The 22,451-nt window shown below is 69.3% G+C and carries 13 protein-coding genes; 1 reads left to right on the top strand and 12 read right to left on the bottom strand.

Features of this window, described 5'->3' with window-relative positions; all coding sequences use genetic code 11:
* Window positions 1-61: 61 nt before the first annotated feature.
* Complete coding sequence (locus LHA26_RS06285; RefSeq protein WP_252167873.1) at window positions 62-2,422, bottom strand: FdhF/YdeP family oxidoreductase; 2,361 nt, start codon at window positions 2,420-2,422, stop codon at window positions 62-64.
* 180 nt (window positions 2,423-2,602) lie between these two features.
* Here LHA26_RS06285 and LHA26_RS06290 point away from each other — a divergent pair, with 180 nt between their 5' ends.
* A complete protein-coding gene (locus LHA26_RS06290; protein WP_252167874.1) occupies window positions 2,603-2,794 on the top strand; it encodes a hypothetical protein in 192 nt (63 codons plus the stop codon).
* 38 nt (window positions 2,795-2,832) lie between these two features.
* Here the strand turns inward: LHA26_RS06290 and LHA26_RS06295 are convergent, their stop codons facing one another.
* From LHA26_RS06295 to LHA26_RS06345, 11 genes are all read right to left on the bottom strand, one after another.
* Complete coding sequence (locus LHA26_RS06295; RefSeq protein WP_252167875.1) at window positions 2,833-4,200, bottom strand: MATE family efflux transporter; 1,368 nt, start codon at window positions 4,198-4,200, stop codon at window positions 2,833-2,835.
* Window positions 4,201-4,280: 80 nt separating this feature from the next.
* Window positions 4,281-6,401 carry a prolyl oligopeptidase family serine peptidase gene (locus LHA26_RS06300; protein ID WP_252167876.1) on the bottom strand — a complete coding sequence of 707 codons (2,121 nt, stop codon included), beginning with the start codon at window positions 6,399-6,401 and terminating at the stop codon, window positions 4,281-4,283.
* Between the two features lie 70 nt (window positions 6,402-6,471).
* On the bottom strand, window positions 6,472-8,706 hold the full coding sequence (locus LHA26_RS06305; RefSeq protein WP_252167877.1) for a xanthine dehydrogenase family protein molybdopterin-binding subunit: 2,235 nt from the start codon (window positions 8,704-8,706) through the stop codon (window positions 6,472-6,474).
* Window positions 8,707-8,717: 11 nt separating this feature from the next.
* Window positions 8,718-9,734, bottom strand: coding sequence for an FAD binding domain-containing protein (locus LHA26_RS06310; RefSeq protein WP_252167878.1), 1,017 nt, complete (start codon window positions 9,732-9,734; stop codon window positions 8,718-8,720).
* On the bottom strand, window positions 9,731-10,249 hold the full coding sequence (locus tag LHA26_RS06315) for a (2Fe-2S)-binding protein (protein ID WP_252167879.1): 519 nt from the start codon (window positions 10,247-10,249) through the stop codon (window positions 9,731-9,733). The genes LHA26_RS06310 and LHA26_RS06315 overlap by 4 nt, the downstream gene beginning before the upstream one ends.
* A 236-nt stretch (window positions 10,250-10,485) precedes the next feature.
* On the bottom strand, window positions 10,486-13,644 hold the full coding sequence (locus LHA26_RS06320; RefSeq protein WP_302898048.1) for an efflux RND transporter permease subunit: 3,159 nt from the start codon (window positions 13,642-13,644) through the stop codon (window positions 10,486-10,488).
* Entirely contained in the window at window positions 13,641-14,870 is a 1,230-nt protein-coding gene (locus LHA26_RS06325; RefSeq protein WP_252167880.1) for an efflux RND transporter periplasmic adaptor subunit, read from the bottom strand. The genes LHA26_RS06320 and LHA26_RS06325 overlap by 4 nt, the downstream gene beginning before the upstream one ends.
* Before the next feature lie 124 nt (window positions 14,871-14,994).
* Entirely contained in the window at window positions 14,995-17,607 is a 2,613-nt protein-coding gene (locus LHA26_RS06330) for a TonB-dependent receptor (RefSeq protein ID WP_252167881.1), read from the bottom strand.
* Between the two features lie 248 nt (window positions 17,608-17,855).
* Window positions 17,856-19,451 carry an alpha,alpha-trehalase TreF gene (treF, locus tag LHA26_RS06335; RefSeq protein WP_252167882.1) on the bottom strand — a complete coding sequence of 532 codons (1,596 nt, stop codon included), beginning with the start codon at window positions 19,449-19,451 and terminating at the stop codon, window positions 17,856-17,858.
* Window positions 19,452-19,492: 41 nt separating this feature from the next.
* Window positions 19,493-20,779 carry an APC family permease gene (locus LHA26_RS06340; protein ID WP_252167883.1) on the bottom strand — a complete coding sequence of 429 codons (1,287 nt, stop codon included), beginning with the start codon at window positions 20,777-20,779 and terminating at the stop codon, window positions 19,493-19,495.
* On the bottom strand, window positions 20,776-22,410 hold the full coding sequence (locus tag LHA26_RS06345; protein WP_252167884.1) for a M28 family metallopeptidase: 1,635 nt from the start codon (window positions 22,408-22,410) through the stop codon (window positions 20,776-20,778). The genes LHA26_RS06340 and LHA26_RS06345 overlap by 4 nt, the downstream gene beginning before the upstream one ends.
* Window positions 22,411-22,451 lie beyond the last annotated feature (41 nt).

Genomic DNA, 22,451 nt, shown 5'->3' on the forward strand with positions numbered 1-22,451 from the left:
GCCAGAGAGTGGCAAAGAAATGCTGAAGGCGCACGCGCCCGGGATCGGCTTTATGGCTTGGTCAGGATTGCGGCACGGTCAGCGGCACGCGGTCGGGCAGGCGTTCCGACACTTCGGGCGTGGCGCTGGCCGGCGCGCCCGGCGCCATGGCGGTGATGCGCACCGGCACCGATTTTGCCGCCGGCGTGTTGCTGCGCCGGTCGCGGTGCGCGAGCGGCAGCAGGGCGTTGGTCTCGGGATAATAGGCCGCGCAGCAGCCGGGCGGCACATCATAGGCGACCACCTTGAAGCCGCCCACCTTGCGCTCGATGCCATCGTCGAACACGGTGGTGAACTCGATCAGATCGCCCTCGGTCAGGCGGTGCGCGGCCATGTCCGCCTCGTTCATGAACACCACCATCCGCTCGCCGGATACGCCGCGATAGCGATCATTGTAGGAATAGACGGTGGTGTTGAACTGATCGTGGCTGCGCGTCGTCATCAGCTGGAAATGCGGCCGGCTGGGCTCGTCATCATCGGCGTCGCGCATCGTGGGATCGAACAGGAAATTGGCCTTGCCCGTCTTGGTCTCCCAGCGGCGCTCGCGCGCCGCGATCGGCAGATGGAAGCCGCCGGGCTCGCGGATGCGCGTGTTGTAGTTCTCGAAGCCCGGGATCACGGCCTCGATCTTGTCGCGGATCAGCCCATAGTCGCCGACCAGCGCGTCCCAGTCGATCGGTGCGCGATCGGCGACGCTCGCCTTGGCGAGCGCGGCGATGATCCAGGGTTCGGAGCGGCATTCGGGGCTGGCGGGCTGCAGCTGCCCGGTCGAGGCATGGACCATCGCGAAACTGTCTTCCACCGTCACCGATTGCAGGCCGCCCGCCTGCACGTCGCGCTCGGTCCGGCCGAGCACGGGCAGGATGTAGGAGCGCTGGCCATGGGTGAGATGGCTGCGGTTGAGCTTGGTCGCCATGTAGACGGTCAGCCCGATCTTGGGCACGGCGGCGGCGACGCGATCGGTATCGGCGATCGCGCGGAAGAAATTGCCGCCCAGCGCGAGAAAGGCATCCACCTCGCCGCGCAGCACGGCCTCGCAGCATTCGGCGGTATCATGCCCCCAGGGGCGCGGGCTGGTGAAGCCGAAGGCGGCGTCCATCCGCTGGAGGAAAGGCTCGGTCGGCGTCTTGTTGATGCCGACGGTGCGATCGCCCTGCACGTTGGAATGGCCCCGCACCGGGCAGGCGCCCGCGCCCGGCCGGCCGACATTGCCCCGCAGCAGCAGCAGGTTCATGATCTGCTGCATGGCATCGCCGCCATTGCGATGCTGGGTGATGCCCATCCCCCAGCAGCAGATCACCCGCTCGGCCTTGCAATAGACGGCGGCGGCCTGTTCCAGCTGCTGGCGGGTGAGCGCGGTATAATGCTCGATCGTCTCCCAATCGAGCGCGCGGCAGAAATCGGCGAACGCCTCGAAGCCATGGGTATGCTCGGCGAGGAAATCCACGTCGAGGATGCGCGCCGCCCCCGCCGCGCGCGCGGCGTCGTCGGCCTCGATCACCAGCTTGCAGAGCGCCTGCATGGCGACGAGATCGCCCCCGGTGCGCAGCTGGTAATAGTGCGAGCTGATCGTCTGGCCGCGGCCGGTCAGCATCTCAAGCGGGCTTTGCGGATCGGTGAAGCGTACCAGCCCGCGCTCCTTGAGCGGGTTGAAGGAGAGGATCGGCACGCCGCGCTTGGCCATGTCGTGCAGCAGACCGAGCATCCTCGGGCTGTTGGTGCCCGGATTCTGGCCGATGATGAACAGCGCATCGCACTGCGCCCAATCGTCCAGCGTCACCGTGCCCTTGCCGACGCCGATGCTCTCGGGCAGCGCCATGGTGGTGGTGGCGTGGCACATGTCCGAGCAATCGGGAAAATTGTTGGTGCCGAGCAGCCGACCGTAGAGCTGCCAGAGAAAGGCCGCCTCGTTGGAGGCGCGGCCCGAGGTGTATAGCTCGACACGCTGCGGATCGAGGCCGCGCACCGTCTCGCCGATCTCGCGGATCGCCGTCTCCCACGTCACCGGCTGGTAGGTGTCCGTCTCCGGATCGTAGCGGAGCGGCGTGGTCAGCCGGCCCTGATCCTCCAGCGCGTGATCCGACCAGCCGCGCAGCCGCGTCACCGTATGTTCGGCGAAGAATTCGGGCGTGGTGCGCTTGGCGGTCGCCTCCCAGGCAACGGCCTTGGCGCCATTCTCGCAATATTCGGCGGTATGGGGCTCGCGCGGATCGGGCCAGGCGCAGCTCGGGCAGTCGAAGCCGCCGGGCTTGTTCATCGACAGCAGCAGACGATTGCCCTTGACGAGGATCCGCTGCCGCCCGAGCTGCCGCTCGGTGGCGTTGAGCGCGCCCCAGCCACCGGCCGAAGCCTTGTCCGGTCCCATCTTGCGTCCTTCGGCCATCGCGCATCTCCACCAAGCTACCGCCGATCTAACAAACCCGGCGGCCGCCCGTGTCAATCTTGGTTAACGCCTCGGGGGCATCGTCACCAAAGCCTCACGCTTCGCCGCTATGTTCGTGCGGCGCGCGGGAACCGAGCTTCGCCGCCGGCGCTTTCAGCCCGCCACTTGGGAGACACGGCCATGGCGAAATCGCTCACGGGATTCGAAATTACACGCGACGGCGAAACCTACCGCCTGCGCTTCGAGCTGGACGGCGGCGAGACGGTGGAGCTCACCGCCAGCTACGAGCAGCTCGATCTCATCGCGGAGGAGATTGATCGGCAGCTCGACGCCGATGAGGAGGATGTCCTCTCGGCCGACGAGACCGACTAAGCGCGCGCCCGGGCCGGCGGCCGCCGGTCCGGACCCGCTCAGCGCGGCATCAGCCCGAGCCGGTCGCGCCGCGCCCAGCGGCCGATCATCAGCAACGCCACCGTCGCCAGCCCGGCGGCGAGTCCGATCCATACGCCGATCCCGCCCCAGCCCAGGCCGAAGGCCAGAAACACCGCGATGCCCAGCGCCACCACCCAATAGCCGATCAGCGCGAACAGCATCGGCACCGTGGTGTCGTGCAGCCCGCGCAACATGCCCGCGCCCACCGCCTGCGCGCCGTCGACCAGCTGGAACAGCGCCGCCACTCCCAGAAAGGCGGTGGCCAGCGCCACCACCCGCGCCTCCGCCGGATCGGCGAGATCGAGGAACAGCCCCACCAGCGGCCGCCGCGCCACGAACAGCAGCAGCGCGGTGCTGCTCATCACCGCCATGGTGATGGCGAAGGCGGACCAGCCGGCGCGCGCCACCGCCGCCCGATCGCGCCGGCCATAGGCCAGGCCGACGCGTACCGTCGCCGCCTGGGCAAGGCCGAGCGGCACCATGAAGCAGAAGGCCGCCAGCTGGATCGCCACCGCATGCGCGGCCAGTTCGGCGGTGCCGATTAGGCCCATCAGGAAGACGGCGGCGTTGAAGATCGTCACCTCGAGCGTCAGCGTGACCGCGATCGGCAGGCCGAGCCGCGCGATCGCCCGGAAGCGCGCCCAATCCGCCCGCCACCAGCGGCCGAACAGATGATAGCGGCGGAACCGGCGATGCCGCACGACCACCAGCGCCAGCATCAGGAACATCAGCGTGTTGGAAAGGGCGCTCCCCAGGCCGGCGCCGAACAGGCCGAGCGCGGGCAGGCCGAAATGGCCGAAGATCAGCGCGTAATTGCCGAGCGCATTGGTGATGACGGCGGTGCCGCCGGCGAGAAAGGCCCAGCCCGGCCGCTCCAGCGCCGACACGAAGGCGCGCAGCACCGTGTAAAGAAAGGCGGGGAGCATGCCGAACATCATCGGCCGTACCAAGTGCGCCGCGCCGGCGGCGAGCGCGCGATCCTGGTGCATCAGCACGAGCAGCGCCTCGGCATGCCAGAGCAGCAGCCACATCGGCACCACCGCCACCGCCGCCACCCAGAAGCATTGGCGCACGGTGCGGCGCACGTCGCGCACATCGTGCGCGCGGCGGCCGAGCGCGCGCGCGATCATCGGCGCCGCCGCCGTGACCAGCCCGATGCCGAAGATCAGGCAGGCGGTGACGAGGTTCACCCCCAGCGCGCCGGCCGCCAGCGTGCGCGGTCCCGCCCAGCCGAGCAGCACCACGTCGGTCGCCTGGATCAGCGATTGCGCGAGATTGGTGAGGATCAGCGGATAGGCGAGCGCCAGCGTGGCGCGCGCTTCGCCTTGCCAGAGCGTGCGGTTCATCGGCCGGCCCTGCCGGCTGGCGGCGAGGCTGGCAAGCCCCGTCGCCCGCCCGCGCCCGCCGGCGCCGGCAGGGCGGCGCCTCAGCGCGGGCCGATGTGCCGCGCCGGCCCGTCGTGCGGCAGCTCCAGTTCCAGATAGGCGGCGACGAGCGCGGCGCGCAGCGCATCCTGCGCCGGCTCCACCCCGGCGGCATGGCCGCCCTCGATCGCTTCGTAATAGAAGAAGGGATCGCCATAATCCTGCAGCCGCGCGGCGAATTTGCGGGCATGGCCGGGATGGACGCGGTCGTCGCGCGTCGAGGTATAGAGGAAGGGCACGGGATAGCGCCGGCCCTTCACGAGATTCTGGTAGGGCGCGTAGCGGCGGATAAAGGCCCAATCCGCCGGCACGTCAGGATCGCCATATTCGCCGATCCACGAGGCCCCGGCGAGCAGATGGCTGTACCGCTTCATGTCGAGCAGCGGCGAGCCGATCACCGCCGCGCCGAACAGATCGGGCCGCTGCGTCATCGCCACGCCCGCCATCAGCCCGCCATTGGAGCGACCCGAGACCGCGATGCGGCCGCGCGCGGTGATGCCGGTGCGGACCAGATCCTCGGCCACCGCGTACAGATCGTCATAGGCGTTCTGGCGCTTCTCGCGCAGCGCGGCATCGTGCCAGGCGGGCCCATATTCGCCGCCGCCCCGCAGATCGGCGAGCACATAGGCATTGCCGCGTTCCACCCAGAACAGCCCCGCCGGCCCCGATCGATAGGGTTCGTTGATGAGATAGGCCGGCGTCTGCGGCAGTTCGAAGCCGCCATAGGCGTGGATCAGCGCCGGCACCGGGCCCGGCGCCGCGCCCGGCTTGCGCACCAGGAAATAGGGCACGCGCGTGCCGTCGCGCGACGTGGCGAAGCGCTGCTCCACCGTCATGCCGGCGGCGTCGAAGCGCGCGGGCAGCGCCTGCACCACCGCCGGCGCGGCATCGGGCCGGACGGCGTAGAGCGTGGGCGGCTGGAGCATCGCCTCTACCTCGGCGAAGGCGATGGCGCTGCGGCCGGCGGCGGCGAGCAGATGCACCGTCGCCTTGTCGGGCAGCGCCACCGGCGCGCCCGCCCAGTGCCCCGCCGGATCGCGGGCGAGGCCGACCAGCCGGCCGGACACATCGTCGAGATACTGGATCCACAAGCGCCCCATGCCCGCGGCGACCGAAACCGTCGCCTGGCGCGGCGTGGGGGTGAAGACGCGCTCCACCGCGGGGGTGCGGCCGGCGAGCAGATCCGCGATGCGATAGGCGACGATCGCGCCCGCCGGATGGCCCTGCCAGGCGCTCTTCAGCGAGGCGATCACGCGCCCGTCCAGCACATCCTCGATCTGCGCGTCGCGCGGCAGCGGCGAGGCCACCAGCCGCCCGTCGGGCGCGATATGGCTCGCCGCGCGATGATAGAAATCGATGCCGCGCACCACCATCGGCCATTGGCGATCGCCATCGGCATAGCTCGCCACCGCCTCGGAGACATCGCCCACCTCGCCCTCGGCCACCAGCGTGGCGGCGGCGAGCGGCGTGCCCCGCCGCCACAGCTTGGCGATGCGCGCATAGCCGGAGCGCGTCATGCTGCCCGGCCCGTATTCGGTCGCGACATAGAGCGCGTCGGGGCCGGCCCAGGCGAGGCTGGTCTTGGCCTCGGGCAGGGTGAAGCCGCCCGGCACGAAGCGGCCGGCGGCGAGATCGAATTCGCGCTCCACCACCGCGTCGCCGCCGCCATCGGACAGCGCCACCATGCAGCGGACATAGGCGGGCGCCAGGCATTCCGCCCCCTTGAACACCCATTTGCGATGCTCGGCGGCGCCCAGCGCGCCAATATCGATCAGCGTGCGCCAGTGCGGCCGGCCGGCGGCGAAGCCCGCAAGATCCGCGATGCGCCAAAGGCCGCGCGGATGCGCCGCATCCTGCCAGAGGTTGAGCACCTGATCGCCCAGGATCGCATCGGGCGTGGCGATCTTGGCGGGATCGGCGAGCAGCCTGGCGGCGCGGGCGCGATCTTCGGCGAAATGCGGCTGCGCCTCGAGCGTGGCGAGGCTGCGCGCGTTCCAGGCCTTCACCGTGGCGAGCGCGGCGGCGCCATCCACCGCCTCGAGATCGCGATGGGAATCGCCCTCCGGCGGCGGCGCCGCGCCCAGGAGGAGCCCCGCCACCACGCCCGCTATCGCTCGCCGCATCTTCGCCCCTTTGATCGCCCCCCGCCCGCCTGCTTCGCAGCTTGGCGGCGGGCGATCAAGCGAGCGGATGCTAGAGCAGGCGGTCGATGGTGATCGGCAGGCTGCGCTCGCGGCGGCCGGTCGCGTGGAAAATGGCATTGGCCACCGCCGCCGCCGTGCCGACGATGCCAATCTCGCCCAGGCCCTTGATCCCCATCGGGTTCACCTCCGGATCGGGCTCGTCCACGAAGACCACGTCGATATCGGCGATATCGGCATGGGCGGGCACATGATACTCCGCCAGATTATGGTTCATGAACCGGCCCAGCCGGTGATCGGCCATGGTTTCCTCGTGCAGCGCCATGCCGATGCCCATCACCACGCCGCCCAGAATCTGGCTGCGCGCCGTCTTGGGGTTGATGATGCGGCCCGCCGCCACCGCCGCGGTGACGCGGGTGACGCGGATCTGTCCCAAAGCCTCGTCCACCTTCACCTCGACAAACACCGCCTGGTGCGTGTTGCGCGCCTTTTTGGGGGCGGCGAGCTGATCGGGGCTGTTGCTTTCCTCCGCCTCGATCGGGCCGCCCTCGCCATGGACGAGATCGGTCAGATCGATCGCGCGGGACGGATCGCTTTTGAGCCGGATCGTACCGCCGACAAATTCCACCTGCTCGATGCCGGCATTGGCGAGCGGGCTCTGCTCACGCCGGCGCGCGGCGGAGAGCAGCTTCTCCCGCAGGCTGCCACAGGCCAGCAGCAGCGCGTTGCCGATCGAGGCCGCGCCCCAGCTGCCGCCTTCCACCGGCGCCTTGGGCAGCGACGAATCGCCCAGCCGCGCGTCGATCCGGTCGACCGGCAACCCCAATTCCTCCGACGCGATCTGCGTCATGATCGTATAGGTGCCGGTGCCGATGTCGGCGGAGGCGTTGGCCACCTCGAGCCGCCCGTCCAGGCCCAGCCGCGCGCGCACCGTATGTGCCTGGAACAGGCTTTCCCAGACGCCCGTCGCCATGCCCCAGCCGACCAGCTCGCGGCCGTCCTTCATCGATCGCGGCGCCATGCTGCGCTTGCCCCAGCCGAAGCGCTCGGCGCCGATGCGGTACGCCTCCTTCAGCGCCTTGGAGGTGTAGGGCTGGTCGGTGATCTGGTCCTTGTCCGAATAATTGGCGAGGCGCAGCGCCAGCGGATCCATGTTCGCGGCATAAGCCAGCTCGTCCATCGCGATCTCGAAGAGATTGAGCGAGGTGGCCGCGCCGGGCGCGCGCATCGATCCCGGCGTATAGGTGTCGATCGGCGCGACGCGGTAATCCAGGCGAACATTGTCGCACGCATAGATGCGCGCCGGCCAGTCGACGATATTCTCGGCGAAGGTCTCGAAGCGGGAGGTGACGCCGGTGCAATCGGCGTTGATCGCCTGGAGCCGGCCATCCTCGTCCGCGCCGAGCGCGATGTCGAACGCGACATGGGGGCGGTATTGATGCGAGAACATCTGCTGCCGCGTCATCACCACTTTGACCGGGCGATCGACCTTGCGCGCCGCCAGCGCCGCCAGCGCGAGCTGATATTGCGGCCGCAGCCCCGAGCCGAAGCCGCCGCCCATGAAGGGCGCGACCACCTCCACCTGGTCGGGCTCGAGCCCGAACACGCCCGCCAGATAATCGCGGCTGTTCTGCGAGCCCTGGGTCTTGTCATGCACCAGCAGGCTGCCGTCCGGCCGCCACAGCGCGGTGGCGGCGTGCGGCTCCATCGGATTGTGATGCTCGAAGGCGAGGCGATATTCGCCCTCCACGCGCACCGGCGCGGCGGCAAAGGCCTCGGCGAAATCGCCGCGCGACTTCTCGGGCGAATAGGTGCCGTCGCCCTTGGGGTTGAAGGCCTCCGCCCGGGCATGGTCGATATCCGTCTGGTGCGGGGCGGATTCGTAGCGGATGCGCACCAGCCGCGCGCCGTGGCGCGCCGCCTCGAAGCTTTCCGCCACCACCAGCGCCACCGGCTGCTGCGCCCAGCGCACCTCATCGGTATCGAGCACGCGATAGGGCGAGCCCTTGGGCGCCACCATATCGTGCCACGCCTTGTCGGCCTCCACATAGGCCGGGCGGTTGGCGTGGCTCAGCACGGTGAGCACGCCGGGCAGCGCCTCGGCCGCGCTGCCGTCGATCTCGACGATCCGGCCGCGCGTGATCGCGCTCGACACGATCACGCCATAGACCAGCCCTTCATGCGGGAAATCGGCGGTGTAGCGCGCGGTCCCAGTGGTCTTCAGCCGGCCGTCGACGCGGCTGAGGGGATCGCCGATGCGGCTCATCTGGGGGGCGTGGGTGGCCATATCGTCTCTCCTCAGGCGATGCGCTTGTCGGCGATCGGCTGGGGCGTGCCCGCCGCCGCCTGGCCGAGGGCGCGCACGATCGCGCGCCGCACCATCTCGATCTTGAAGTCGTTGCCGCCCTGGCCCACCGCGCCCTTCACCAGCCGCGCGGCGGCGGCCTCGAACGCCGCCTCGTCCTCGGCCGCCCGGCCGACGAGCAGCGCCTCCGCCTCGGGCCGGCGCCACGGCTTGTGCGCCACGCCGCCCAGCGCGATCCGCGCCTCGCGCACCTCGCCCGCCTCGATCCGCAGCGCCACCGCCACCGAGACCAGCGCGAAGGCATAGGACAGACGATCGCGCAGCTTCAGATAGGTCCAGTGCGGCCCGCAGTCGAACGGATCGATATCGATCGCGGTGACGATCTCGCCTGGCGCCAAATTGGTGTCGCGGCTGGGATCATCGCCCGGCAGCCGGTGATAATCGGCAAATTCGACGATCCGCTCGCCGTCCGGCCCGTGCAGCTTGACGCGCGCCGCCAGCGCCGCCAGCGCCACGCACATGTCGCTGGGATGGGTGGCGATGCACTGGTCCGACGCGCCGAGGATCGCGTGGATGCGGTTGACGCCGCCCAGCGCGCCGCAGCCGCTGCCGGGCTCGCGCTTGTTGCAGGGCGTCGCCACGTCGTAGAAATAATAGCAGCGCGTCCGCTGGTTGAGATTGCCGCCATTGGTGGCGGCGTTGCGCAGCTGGGCGCTGGCGCCGGCGAGAATGGCGCTGGCCAGCAGGGGAAAGCGCTCCGCCACGCGCGGATCATAGGCCGTGTCGGCATTGGTGACGAGCGCGCCCAGGCTCAGCGCCCCGCCCTCGCCCTCGCGAATCTCGGACAGCGGCAGGCGGCGCAGATCGACCAGCAGATCGGGCGACTCGACGCCTTCCTTCATCAGATCGACGATATTGGTGCCGCCCGCGATCGCACGGGTGCCGGGGCGCGCCAGCAGCGCGGCGGCATCGGCGATGGTCGCCGGGCGGGCATAGGCGAAGCGGTTCATCGCGCGGACTCCGCCAGCACCTGCTCGATCGCGTCGGCGATGTTCGTATAGGCGCCGCAGCGGCAGATATTGCCGCTCATCAGCTCGCGAATCTCCTCGCGGCTCGTGGCCCGGCCCTCGGCGATCAGCCCCGCCGCCGAACAGATCTGGCCGGGCGTGCAGAAGCCGCACTGAAAGGCATCGTGATCGATAAAGGCCTGTTGCAGCGGATGGAGCGCATCCGGCGTGCCCAGCCCCTCGATGGTGGTGATGTCGGCGCCGTCGCGGGTGACGGCGAGGCTGAGGCAGGAGTTGATCCGCTTGCCATCCACCAACATGGTGCAGGCGCCGCATTGACCGTGATCGCAGCCCTTTTTCGAGCCGGTCAGGCCCAGCCGCTCGCGCACCAGATCCAGCAGCGTCACCCAGGGTTCGATGGTGAGGCTGTGCGCCGTGCCGTTGACGGTGAGCGTGACGTCCACACCGTCCCGCGACGACGCTTCGTCCACGCGTCGTTCGTCCGCCAGCAAGGTCATGCCGATCTCCACTTGTCCTGGGTTAGGGCTCAAGCGGAAAGCGCCGCAGCGCGCCAAGGGTTCCGAAGCTTTCCGACGAGATCCGCGCGGCAGCGGCGAGGCGACGGGCGGCCGCGATCCGGCCGATTATGCGGCTCTCGGACGTATCGCCCGATCGCTGGCCGCCCGTCGCGAAAAGCACCCACCTCCTGCGAGCGTTGCCGGCCTAGCCCAGTCGCGGCTATCCCGCAAGCGTCTTAAGCGGCTCGGCCCTTTCGCGAAAACCGGTCGGACAGACTGCGGATGCCGACATAGAAGAAGGGCACGAAAAAGATCGCCAGCACGGTCGCGGTGATCATCCCGCCGACCACCGCCGTGCCGAGCGCGATCCGGCTCTGCGCGCCCGCGCCGCTCGACAGGGCCAGCGGCAGCGTGCCCGCGATAAAGGCGAGCGAGGTCATCAGGATCGGCCGCAGCCGCAAGCGCGCCGCCTCCACCGCCGCCTCGTGCGCCGATTTGCCGTGCTGGGTCTCGGCGACGAGCGCGAACTCGACGATGAGGATGGCGTTCTTGGCCGCCAGCCCGATCGTGGTGAGCAGCCCGACCTGGAAATAGACATTGTTGTCAAGGCTGCGCAGCATCACCGCCAGCACCGCGCCGATCACGCCCAGCGGGATCACCATCAGCACCGAGAAGGGGATGGACCAGCTCTCGTACAGCGCGGCGAGGCAGAGGAAGATCACCAGGATCGAGACGCCGTACAGCAGCGGCGCCTGCCCGGTGGAGATATTCTCCTGATATGACAGTCCGGACCAGCTGGTCGAGGCGCCGGGCACCGTCTTCTGCACCAGCTCGAGGATGCGCTTCATGGCATCGCCCGAGCTGCGATTGCCCGCCGCCTGGCCCTGGATCTCAAAGGAGGAGATGCCGTTGAAGCGCTGCAGCGTGCTCGGCGCGCGCGTGAAGCTGGTGCTGGCGATCGCCGAGAAGGGCGCCATGCTGCCATCGTCGGCGCGGACATGCCAGGCGTTGAGGCTCTCGGGCGTGTCGCGGAACGGCGCGTCGCCCTGCATATAGACGCGCTTGACCCGCCCGCGATCCACGAAATCGTTGATATAGGTGCCGCCCCAGGCCGCCGACAGCGTGCTGTTCACATTGGCCTGGGTGAGGCCCAGCGCGCCCACCTTGCTGTTGTCCACCGTCACCTGAAGATGCGGCGTATCCTCCAGCGATCCCAGCCGCACCGCCGTCAGCAGCGGATCGGCATTGGCGGCGGCCAGCAGCCGGTCCTTGGCGGCGGTGAAGGCCTCGGGGCTCAGCCCGCCCTGGTTCATCAGCTCCAGCGTGAAGCCGTTGGTCTGCCCGAAGCCGCTGATCGGCGGCGGCAGCACGGTGATGATCTGGGCATCGCGCATGCCCTTGAGCGCCACCTGCGCGCGCGCGACCACCGCGGTCGAGCTGTTCTCGCGCCCGGGCCGATCGTCCCAGGGCTTGAGCATCAGGAAGGCCTGGCCGACATTCTGGCCGGTGCCGTTGAAGTTGCGGCCGGAATTGGCGAACATGCCGTCGACATTATGCTCGCTGCCGAGGAAATATTTTTCCACGGCGGCGGCCGCCGCCTCGGTGCGGTCGCGCGTGGTGCCGGGCGGCAGCTGATATTGCACGATCGCCTGGCCGATATCCTCGGTGGGCAGAAAGCCGGTCGGCAGCCGCACGAAAAAGAGCGCGAGCAGCGCCACGATCAGCACGAAGCCCGCCAGCATCCAGCGGCCATGGGCGAGGCCCTTCTCCACGCCCGACACATAGCGCTCGGTCATGGCGTCGAAGCGGCGATCGAAGCCGGCGAAGAAGCGCCGCAGCGCGCGCGTCGGCGCCGAGCCCGGGTGCGCCTCGCGCGCTTCCCGCAATTCCCATTTCGGCTTGAGCAGCTTGGCGCACAGCGCCGGGGTCAGGATCAGCGCCACCGCCACCGACAGCGCCATCGAGGAGACGATCGTCACCGAGAATTGCCGATAGATGGTGCCGATCGAGCCGCCGAAAAACGCCATGGGCAGGAACACCGCCGCCAGCACCATGGCGATGCCGATCAGCGCGCCCGAAATCTCGTCCATCGATTCGACCGTGGCGTCGAGCGCGGACAGGTGCTTTTCCTCCATCACCCGCTCGACATTCTCGACCACGACGATCGCATCGTCGACGAGCAGGCCGATCGCCAGCACCATGCCGAACAGGGTGAGCGTGTTGATCGAGAAGCCGGTGGCGGCGAGCACCGCGAAGGTGCCGAGCAGCACCACCGGGATCGCGATCGCCGGCACCAGCGTGGCGCGCCAATCCTGGAGGAACAGGAACATGATCAGCACGACGAGCAGGATAGCCTCGAACAGCGTCTTCTCGACCTCGTGGATCGACAGTTCGATGAAGGCGGTGGAGTCGCGCACATAGGCGACCTGGAAGCCGGGCGGGAAGGTGCTCCGCATCGACTCGACCTTGGCCTTCACCGTCTCCGCCGTCTCCAGCGCGTCGGCGCCGGGCGCGAGCGAGATGGCGAGGCCCGAGCCGGGGTGGCGATTGTAGCGGACAAAGGAGCTGTAATCCTGGTCGCCCAGCTCCACCCGCGCCACGTCGCCGATCCGCACGACCGCGCCATTGGGCTGGGTCTTGAGGATGATGTCGCGGAATTCCTGCGGCTTGGTCAGCCGCGACTGGGCGGTGACGGTGGCGTTGAGCGCCGCGCCCGGGGCGAGCGGCAGCCCCCCGATCTGGCCGGCGGACACCTGGACATTCTGCGCCTGCACGGCCGTCTGCACGTCGCTGGGCATCAGCTGGTTGGCGGCGAGCTTGTACGGATCGAGCCAGATCCGCATCGCATATTGCGATCCGAACGCGGTGATCTCGCCCACGCCGGGCAGGCGCGACAGCGGATCCTGGAGCGTCGAGCCGTTGAAATCGGACACGTCGGAGGAGGTGCTCCGATCGGTCGCGTCATAGACCGCGACGATCATCAGAAAGTCGGGCGAGCGCTTGGTGACGGTGAGGCCCTGCTGCTGGACCTGGGTGGGCAGGCGCGGCAGCGCCTGCTGCACCTTGTTCTGCACCTGCACCTGGGCGATGTCCGGGTTGGTGCCGTTGGCGAAGGTGACGGAAATCGTCACCGATCCCGCGTCGCTCGACGTGCTCTGGAAATAGAGCAGCCCGTCCAGTCCCGACAGCTGCTGCTCGATCACCTGCGTCACGCTATCCTGCAGCACCTGCGCCGAGGCGCCCGGATAGGTGGCGTTGATGCCGACGGTGGGCGGCGACACATCGGGATATTGCGCGATCGGCAACAGGTTGAAGCTGCCGATGCCGGCCAGCATCAGCACGAGCGCGATCACCCATGCGAAAATGGGCCGCGCGATGAAATAGCGGGCGATCACTTGCCGGCCGCAGGCGTGGGCTTGCCGGCCTTGGCCTTGTCGGCCTGCTCCATCGCCCCCTTGGGCGGCGCGGTGACAAGCGCGCCTTCCGCCGCCGAGCCCGTCGCCGCCACCGGCCGCACGACGCTGCCGGGCTTGGCCTTGCCGGCGCCTTCGATGATGACGCGATCACCGGAGCGCAGGCCCTTGGTGACGATCCAGCGATTGTTGCGCAGCCCCTCGGTCTCGATGTCGCGCGTCACCACCTTGTTGTCCGGCCCCACCACCAGCACCGAGGCGTCGCCGCGCGGGCTCTGCTGCACCGCCTGGGGCGGCAGCGCGATCACGTTGCGCGCGCGCACCGGCGTCACCACCGCGCGCACGAACATGCCGGGCAGCAGCAGGCCCTGGGGATTGGCGAAGCGCGCGCGCAGCGCGACGGCGCCGGTCGAGGGATCGACCGTCACCTCGTTGAACAGCAGCTGGCCGCGCACGCCATAATCGCTGCCATCCTCCAGCCGCAGCCGCACCGGCGCGGTGGCCGGCAGCGCGCCGCCGTCCATCAGCGCCCGGCGCAGCGCCAGCAGCTGGGTCGAGGATTGCTGGATATCGACGAAGATCGGGTCGAGCGTCTGGATGGTGGCGAGCGCGGTCGTCTGGCTCGCGCTGACGAGCTGCCCCGCCGTCACCAGCGAGCGACCGATCCGGCCGCTGATCGGCGCGCGAATGAGCGTGAAGCCGAGATTGACCTGCGCGCTCTGGAGCGCGGCGTCGGTCTGCTCGATCGCGGCGCGCGCCTGGCCGGCGGCGGCGCGGGCATCATCCGCATCCTGCCGCGCGACCGCGTTGATCTTCTCGAGATCGGTATAGCGCCCGGCCTTGAGCTCGGCCGAAACCGCCGCCGCCCGCGCACTGGCGAGATTGCCGCGCGCCTGACCCACCGCGGCGCGATAGAGCCGCGGATCGATCTGGTAGAGCGGCTGGCCGGCGTGGACGATGCCGCCTTCGGTGAACAGCCGCTTGAGCAGAATGCCGCTCACCTGCGGCCGCACGTCGGAGCTGAGCGTCGGGCTGGTACGGCCCGGCAGCTCCATCTCGAGCGGCACGGTGGTCAACTGCGCGGTGATGACACCCACCTCGGGCGGCTGCGGCTTGGCCGGCGGCGCCTGCTTGGCGCAGGCCGCCAGCGCTCCGCCCAACGCGAGGATCGACAGAAGGGGCGCGCGGCGGTGGCGGGTAACGGGCATGGCGGGCCTCTGTCTAGGTCGTGTTTCCCGCCTATGTCAGGGGAGAAATGCGGCACAATCAAAGAAAAGGGCGGCCGGCGCCTGGCACCGGCCGCCCCTCAAACGGGCGAGGATCGGATCCGGCTCAGAAGCCGAAGCTGATCGATCCCGAAATGGTACGCGGCGTCCCGATCTGGGCGAAGGGGATGCTGGTGCGCGGGGTGGTGCCGCCGCTCACGCCGCCGACGTAGAATTTGTTGAAGAGATTGTAGATGTTCAGCTGCAGGAAGGTGCGATCGTTGAACGCCGACAGGCCGAGCTTGCTGAGCGAGAAGCGCGCATCAAGGTTGACCAGCGTATAGGCCGGCGCCTTGGCCCCATAGACCTGATAGTAGAGCGTCCGGCCACCGCTGCTGTAGGTCTGCAGGATCGGCAGGTTCTGGTCGTTCACATAGCGCGGACCGGTCCGCTTCACATCGACGCCGACCGAGACCGGGCCGAGATCGCCCTGGACGCGGCCGCCGAAGGTGTAGGTCGGCGCGCCCGATTCCCGCTTGCCCTTGGTGAGCGCGCAGTTGGTGAAGGCGGCGCTCGGCGCGGTCAGCGTGTTGTCGGCCGTGGGCACCGCGAAATCGGCGGAGGTGACGGCGCTGCAATCGGCGTTGCGGCCGAGCGAGACATTGTTGAGGATCTTCGACTTCAGATAGGAGCCGAAGACATAGGCGGTGAGCATCTGCGGCACGACGGCGTAGGAGATGTTGCCGTCCACGCCATATTTGTGGACGGTGCCGAGGTTGCGGTAGATCGTCACGTCCAGGATGGGATCATAGGACGACGCCAGACGATTGTGGAAGATGGTGTACCAGCCATCGACCTGCGCCTGGATGCGGCCCGACTTGTAGCGCACGCCCGCGTCGAAATTGTCGGTCGTCTCGGGCTTGGGGAAGGCGCCGGCGGTACCCGGGGCGTAGAAGAAGGTCTGGTACAGATTGTCCGTACCCGGAACCTGCATGCCCTTGGAGTAATTGCCGAACAGCTGCACCTGCGGGGTCAGGTCGAAGGTCAGGCCGGCCTCGGGCAGCACCTTGTTATAGTGCAGCACGCGATGCTGGGGCGTGGCGATGCCGGGATTGGCGGCCGCATAGGCAGCCTGGCTGGCGGTGTCGGAGCTGAAGCAGTCGACCGTGCCGGTGGCGCTGGTGGTGAAGCAGTTCTGGTTGAGATCGCGCGAGAAGAAGGGCGCGCGCAGGCCGGCGGTGACGGTCAGCCGGTTATTGTCCAGGAACTGCCCGCGATACTCGCCATAGGCCTGGTGGAGAATGGCGTAGGAGAGGCGATCGCGCTTCTGGAGCACATTGCCGTTGACGTCGGTCAGCGCATGCTGGCTCGGGAAGGGATAGGTGGCGAACCCGTCCGGACGCAGCGTGGTGATCTCGCCGGTCTGGCGATGGCGGCCCCAATCGAGGCTGTAGCCGACGCGCACCACCTGCTCCGGCGTGAAGCTGTAGCGCAGGCCGACATTGGCGAGCACGCGGTTGGTGTTGGTGGTGCTGGGCGCGGACACGGTGACGGAGTCGAGCGTGTCGCCGTCGCCGTTCAGATCGACGCCGCCGAGATAGGCGCCCGAAAGACCGCCCGTGGGGCTGTTCAGATAGCCCAGCAGACCGCCCGGGCCCGACAGCGGGCTGCCCGCCCTGGTGTTGACGTAGCGCTTGCCCTCATAGGCCGTCGCCGTGCCGCCGCCATTGGCGAGCGTATAGGCATAGGCGGCGTCGAAGGTGAGCACGAGCTTGTCGGTGAGGGTGAAGCGCGAATTGAGGCGCGCATTGCCCGTGTCCGAGGGGTTGTAGCGATAGTCGAAGGCGGTGCCGCAGCTGCTCGCGGCATCGGCGACGCCCGGCGTGCCGGCAGGCGTGCGGCACGGCGTGACGGTATATTCCCGCTCGTCGGAATTCATCGGGAAGCGGTTGCCCGAGCCGGTGCCGACCGTGCGCAGCGTGGGGTTGACCGGCGAGACGGTCAGATCGTTGCGCAGCGGCGCCGAGCCGAAGAAGGTGTTGCGGTTCTCGTTATAATGGCCGGCCAGCGAGATGAAATCGCCGTTGCTGCCGATCGGCTGGTAGATCTTGGCGTTGGTCTGGAACTTGTTGAGCCGGCCGATGCCGTTGAAGGGGTTGTTGTAGGTCTCCTTCGAGGCGGTGATGAAGGCGCGCGTGCCGGCGGCGGTGAAGGTGCCGGTATCGACCACGCCGAAGATGCGCATCATGTTGAACTGGCCGGCCGAGCCGATCATCTGGACGTGGAAATCCTCGGTCGGATTGCGCGTCGCATAATTGACGGTGGAGCCCGAGGCCGCCGCGGTCGGCGAGTCGACGTCGCTCGAGCCGAGCGAGACGGTGACCTGGTCGATGATCTCGGGATCGGCCTGCTGGTTGGAATAGAGCGCGTAATTGCCCGTGTCGTTGAGCGGGAAGCCGTCCCAGGTGGCGGCGATGCGGCTCGCGTCGAAGCCGCGGATGTTGAGCGTGCCGCCCGCCGCGCCATAGGCGTCATTGTTCTGGAAGCTGACGCCCGGCAGCAGGTTGATCGTGTCGAAAATGGTCTGGCCGGGGGTGTGGCGCTCGATCAGCTCCTTGGTGAGCGTCTCCTTGGCGCGCGACGTCGGCGGCAGAGTGATGCCACCCACCTGGCGATTCTTAGTGCCGGTGACGATGATCGACTGCTGGTCGAAATCCTGCTGGCCGGTGGACTGCGCCAAGGCCGCCGTCGCCGTCAGAAGCGCTCCGGCAGACACGGAGGCACACGCTATCGTCTTCAGAATCTTCACGAACTTTCCCCTTATCCCCGAGCGCCCCACGCCTGGCCGTGAGGTGCATCGCCCGTATGCGGGCCGGGTAGGCGGAGGAAATGTCAGTTTTGCGACAGATACGGATTCTTGACAGAATTGACTGAAAACGCGCGCTGGGTGTTGCCTTCACGGCACAGGCCGGCGCGCCTTGGGGCGGTTCAGCTGGGATAGGCGTCCATCAGCGCGCGGGTGACGCCGTTGGTCCAGCCAAAGCCCTGCTGCACGGCATATTCCCCGCCATGGCCGGCGACGCCGCGCCGCTCGACATCATATTTCTCGACCAGCGTGCCCGATGCCGCATAGCCGGCTTGCACCGTCGCCAGCCAGCGTGTCGCGATGCGCCGCGCCGTCGCCGCCTCGCCATAGCGGCGCAGCCCCTGCACCGCGATCCATTGCAGCGGCGCCCAGCCATTGGGCGCATCCCATTGCTGGCCCGTGGCGGCGCGCGTGGTGCGCAGCCCGCCCATGCCGATCAGCCGCGCCCGCACCGTGCGGGCCACGGCCCGCGCCTGCGCCGGATCCGCGACGCCGGTAAAGAGCGGGTAGAGCGTCGCGGCCGACAGCGTCGGCGTCTGCCGCCCGCTGCGCCAGAGCAGATCGGCGAAGCGGCCGCCGCGCGCGTCCCACATCAGCGTGCGTATTGCGGCGCCCCGCCGCAGCGCCTGGGCGCGATAGTCGGCCGCGCACGCCGCATCGCCCAGCCGCGCGCAGCCGGCCGCGATCGCCGCCTCCATGCCGTAGAGCAGGCTGTTGAGATCCACCGGCGCGATACTGGTGGTGCGGATGCTGGCGAGGCTGCGGCCATCGGCGAGCCAGCGCGAGGAATAGTCCCAGCCCGATTCGGCGCCGGCGCGCAGTTCGCGCCACAAGCCGGCCCGCGCGCGCGCGGGCAGCGCGGCGGCGGTGGCGACATCCTCGGCATAGCTTTCGTCGCGCGGCGTATCGCGCGCATCCCAATAGCGGTTGAGCAGCCGGCCATCGGCCAGCCGCACGACATGGCGCGCGGCCTGGCCCGGCTTCAGCGCGTCGGCCCCCAGCATCCAATAGTCATGCTCGCGCCGCAGCGCGGCCAGCCGGCGCCGCGCCAGCGCGGCATCGCCGCTCCGCGCCAGCCCGACCATGAGGTAGAAGACAGGCGGCTGCGACCGGCTGAGATAATAGCTGCGCGTCCCGTTCGGAATGTGGCCATAGCGTTCGATCAGCGTGGTGAAATTCTCGACCATCGCGTCCACCAGGTCGGCGCGGCCGTCGCGCGCCAGGCCGAGCATGGTGAAATAGCTGTCCCAGTAATAGATTTCGCGGAAGCGGCCGCCGGGCACGACATAGCTGCGCGGCAGCGGCAGCGCCGAGCTGCCCGGCGGGCTGGCAAGCGGCTGGCGCGTCAGCACCGGCCACAAGGCGGCGATATGCGCGGCGAGCGGGGTGGCGCGCGCGCCGGCCACCGGGGGCGGCGGCGCCGGCGTGGCGGGCAGGCTGAAATTGGCCAGCACGAAGCGGCGCAGCGCCGGCCCGCGCGGCTGCTCCTCGCGATAGGCGGCGAGGATCGCGCCGGCATCGCGCCGCGGCACGGCATCGGCGAAGGTCTTGCTGTCGGGAAAGAGCCTCGCCAATTCCACCGCGCGATAGAGCGGACCGTAGATATCGGCCGGCGTGGCCGTGATCACCGGCATCGTCGGCGGCGCCGGTGCGGGCGCCGGTGCCGCCTCCGCCGCGACGCCAAGGAACAGGGCGGCGGCTGCGAATCGCACTATCATGGCGCAACTCTGCGGCAGCGCGCGCCGCTTGGCCAGCCGGCTTACCGGCGCGCCAGCCGGTAAAGCAGCGCCGACACGAGGATTTCTCCGGCCAGCGCACCAATCTCCACCCACCGCGCCAGCGCGATGACGCAGACCATGCTGATCACCCCCAGCCCCACCCACAGGCCCAGCAGCGGCAGCCGCAGCGGCGGCCCCGCCTCCGCCACGTCGGCACGGCGCAGCCGCCACGCCGCCGCGCAGCCGCCCGCATAGAGCGCGCAGGCGGAGAGCACCGACAGCACCACCAGCGTCTCGAACGTCCCCGTCACCGCGAGAAAGGCGGCGATCGCGACATGGGTGAGGATGGCGGCGGCCGGCACCTGGCCGCGCGGGCTCAGCACCGCGAGGCGACGCGGCAGGAAGCCGTCACGCGCGAAGGCGAACAGCACGCGCGGCGCGCCGAGCACGTCGCCGGCCAGATAGCCCGCCATCGACAGCGCGGTGCCGACCACCAGCACCGTGCCCAGCCGGGGATCGATCGTCGCCATCGCATCGGCGAGCGGCGCGGTCGAGCCTTGCAGCGCCGCGCCCAGAAGCCCCTGCGCGACCAGCTGGATGGCAATATAGACGAGTGCGGTGAAGGCCATCGCCGCGACCAGCCCGCGCGGCAGCGCCCGCGCCGGATTGGCCACCTCGCCGCTCGCGCTCAGCGTCGTCTCCATGCCTTGGAAGGCGAAGAGCGACAGCAGGATGGCGCGGCCGATCCCGGCGGCGTCGGGTTGCGCGCCCGCGCTCAGCTTGGCGGGATCAAGGAACAGGCTGCCCACCGCCACGAACAGGATCAGCGGCACCAGCTTGATCACCGTGGTCGCCGCCACCAGCCGCGCCGCCGGGGTGACGCCACGCAGATTGACGGCGGCCAGCGCGCCGAGCAGCGCCAGGATCGTCAGCGCATGCCCGAGCGGGCTCGCCAGCGCCGGCACCAGCCGCGCCAGCGCATCGGCGCAGGCGACCGCGATCCCGCCCGCGGCGAGCACGCACGAGAGCCAGAGCAGAACGCCGGCGACAAAGCCCGCCAGCGGTCCGAAGGCGGCCTCGATATAGCCATAGGTGCCGCCGCTGGTGGGCACGCGGCTGCCGGCTTCGGCGAAGCACAGCACCACCGCCGCCATCACCAGCGCGCACAGCAGATAGGCGAGCAGCGCATAGGGGCCGGCGGCGCGCGCCATGCCGGCGGGCAGGCTGAAGATGCCCGCGCCGATGACGACATTCACCACGCCGGCGGCGAGCGCGAAGGCGCCGATGCCCCGCTGGAGCCCGGCGTCGCGCCCGCCCCGGGCGATCATCGGCGGCTGGCCGCGCTGGCGTCGCGCGCGGCGCGGAATTCGCTGTCCTGGCTCCAGTTCGGCCAGTCGCGGCTGTTGGCGAGCTGCTCGCCGGTGGTGAACAACAGGCCGAGCGCCTGCGGCACCGCGCTCAGATCCATATCGGGCGACCATTCGTCCGCCGGCTGGTGGTAGCGATCGCGCGTATAGGCGTCGCGCAGCATGCGGCCGCGCGCTTCGCCGCCCTGCACCAGATCGATGCCGTTCTGGTAGGAGATCGCCGGCACCCCCCTCTTGGCGAAGGAGAAATGGTCGGAGCGGTAGAAGCTGCCCGCCTCGGGCCGCGAATCCGGCGCATAATGCCGGCCCTGGGCGGCGGCGTTGGCGGTGAGCTGGTCGAGCAGGCCCAGCTTGGCGCTGCCCGAGATGGTGAAATCATGCGCCGCGCCGAGCCCGAACGGCCCGTCCATATTGAACACGCCCGCGGTGGTGGCGAGCGGATAGACGGGGTTGTTGGCATAATATTCCGAGCCGAGCAGCCCCTTCTCCTCGGCGGTGACGGCGAGGAAGACCACCGAGCGATCGGGACGTGGCGCCTTGGCGAAGGCGCGGCCAAGCTCGAGCAGCGCCGCCGTGCCCGAGGCATTGTCGGCGGCGCCGTTATAGATGCGATCGCCGCGCGCATCGGGCAGGCCGACGCCGAGATGATCCCAATGCGCGGAATAGAGCACCGTCTCGTCGGGATGGCCCGCGCCTTCGACACGGCCGAGCACATTCTTGGAGTGGATCACCCCCACATCGGCGGCGTAGTCGGCCGAGAAGCGGGGCTTGAGCATCTTGGGCGAGAAGCCGCGGCTCTGCGCCGCCTTCTTCTCCGCGTCGAAGTCCAGCCCCGAGGCCTTGAACAGCGCCACCGCCTCGTCGCGCGTGATCCACGCCTCGAGCGGCGCATGGCTCGCCCGGGGCTGATCGCGCACGATATCGAACTGGGTGTTGGCATTGCTGTTCTTGACCGTGTTCCAGCCATAGGAGGCGGGCGCGGTCTCGTGGACGATCAGCGTGCCGAGCGCGCCGCGCCGCGCCGCCTCCTCATATTTATAGGTCCAGCGGCCGTAATAGGTCATCGCCTTGCCGCCGAAATCGCCCGCCCCGGTCTCGAAATCGGGATCGTTGATCAGCACGACCAGGATCTTGCCCTTCACATCCATGGTCTTGAAATCGTCCCAGCGGCGCTCGGGCGCGGTGACGCCATAGCCGACGAAGACCATCGGCGCGTCGGTGATGCGCACCTGCTTGTCGCCGTTCAGTGGCGCCCGCACGGCAATCTCCTGCCCCTGGGCGAGCGGCGTGCCGTCGATCGAAAGGCGCGGCGTGCCGGCGATGTCGGAGCGGAGCAAGGGCACGTCCTGCACCCAGCCGCGCCTGCCGTTGACCAGCGGGCCGCCCGGCTGCAGCCCCGCCGCCTGCATCTGCCGGATGAGATAGGCGACCGTCTTCTCCTCGCCCGCCGTCGCCGGCCCCCGCCCCTCGAACGCATCCGAGGCGAGCGTGCGGATATCGTTGGAGATGCGCGCGGTATCGAACTGCGGCGCGGGCGCGGTGGCGGCGACCAGCGCAGGCATGGCCAGGCCGAGAAGCAAAGCAAGACGCATGAAGGGACCCCTTGAGCACGAACGTAACGAACTTTCCCCCA

The organism is Sphingomonas morindae, from assembly GCF_023822065.1.
Taxonomy (GTDB): domain Bacteria; phylum Pseudomonadota; class Alphaproteobacteria; order Sphingomonadales; family Sphingomonadaceae; genus Solisphingomonas; species Solisphingomonas morindae.

What these genes read in the sequence shown, in the direction of transcription:
- LHA26_RS06295 (WP_252167875.1), bottom strand. Translation starts at nt 4,200, where the DNA reads ATGAACCGCACGCTCTGGCAAGGCGAAGCGCGCGCCACGCTGGCGCTC.
- LHA26_RS06285 (WP_252167873.1), bottom strand. Translation starts at nt 2,422, where the DNA reads ATGGCCGAAGGACGCAAGATGGGACCGGACAAGGCTTCGGCCGGTGGC.
- treF (WP_252167882.1), bottom strand. Translation starts at nt 19,451, where the DNA reads ATGATAGTGCGATTCGCAGCCGCCGCCCTGTTCCTTGGCGTCGCGGCG.
- LHA26_RS06300 (WP_252167876.1), bottom strand. Translation starts at nt 6,401, where the DNA reads ATGCGGCGAGCGATAGCGGGCGTGGTGGCGGGGCTCCTCCTGGGCGCG.
- LHA26_RS06340 (WP_252167883.1), bottom strand. Translation starts at nt 20,779, where the DNA reads ATGATCGCCCGGGGCGGGCGCGACGCCGGGCTCCAGCGGGGCATCGGC.
- LHA26_RS06290 (WP_252167874.1), top strand. Translation starts at nt 2,603, where the DNA reads ATGGCGAAATCGCTCACGGGATTCGAAATTACACGCGACGGCGAAACC.
- LHA26_RS06315 (WP_252167879.1), bottom strand. Translation starts at nt 10,249, where the DNA reads ATGACCTTGCTGGCGGACGAACGACGCGTGGACGAAGCGTCGTCGCGG.
- LHA26_RS06310 (WP_252167878.1), bottom strand. Translation starts at nt 9,734, where the DNA reads ATGAACCGCTTCGCCTATGCCCGCCCGGCGACCATCGCCGATGCCGCC.
- LHA26_RS06345 (WP_252167884.1), bottom strand. Translation starts at nt 22,410, where the DNA reads ATGCGTCTTGCTTTGCTTCTCGGCCTGGCCATGCCTGCGCTGGTCGCC.
- LHA26_RS06325 (WP_252167880.1), bottom strand. Translation starts at nt 14,870, where the DNA reads ATGCCCGTTACCCGCCACCGCCGCGCGCCCCTTCTGTCGATCCTCGCG.
- LHA26_RS06305 (WP_252167877.1), bottom strand. Translation starts at nt 8,706, where the DNA reads ATGGCCACCCACGCCCCCCAGATGAGCCGCATCGGCGATCCCCTCAGC.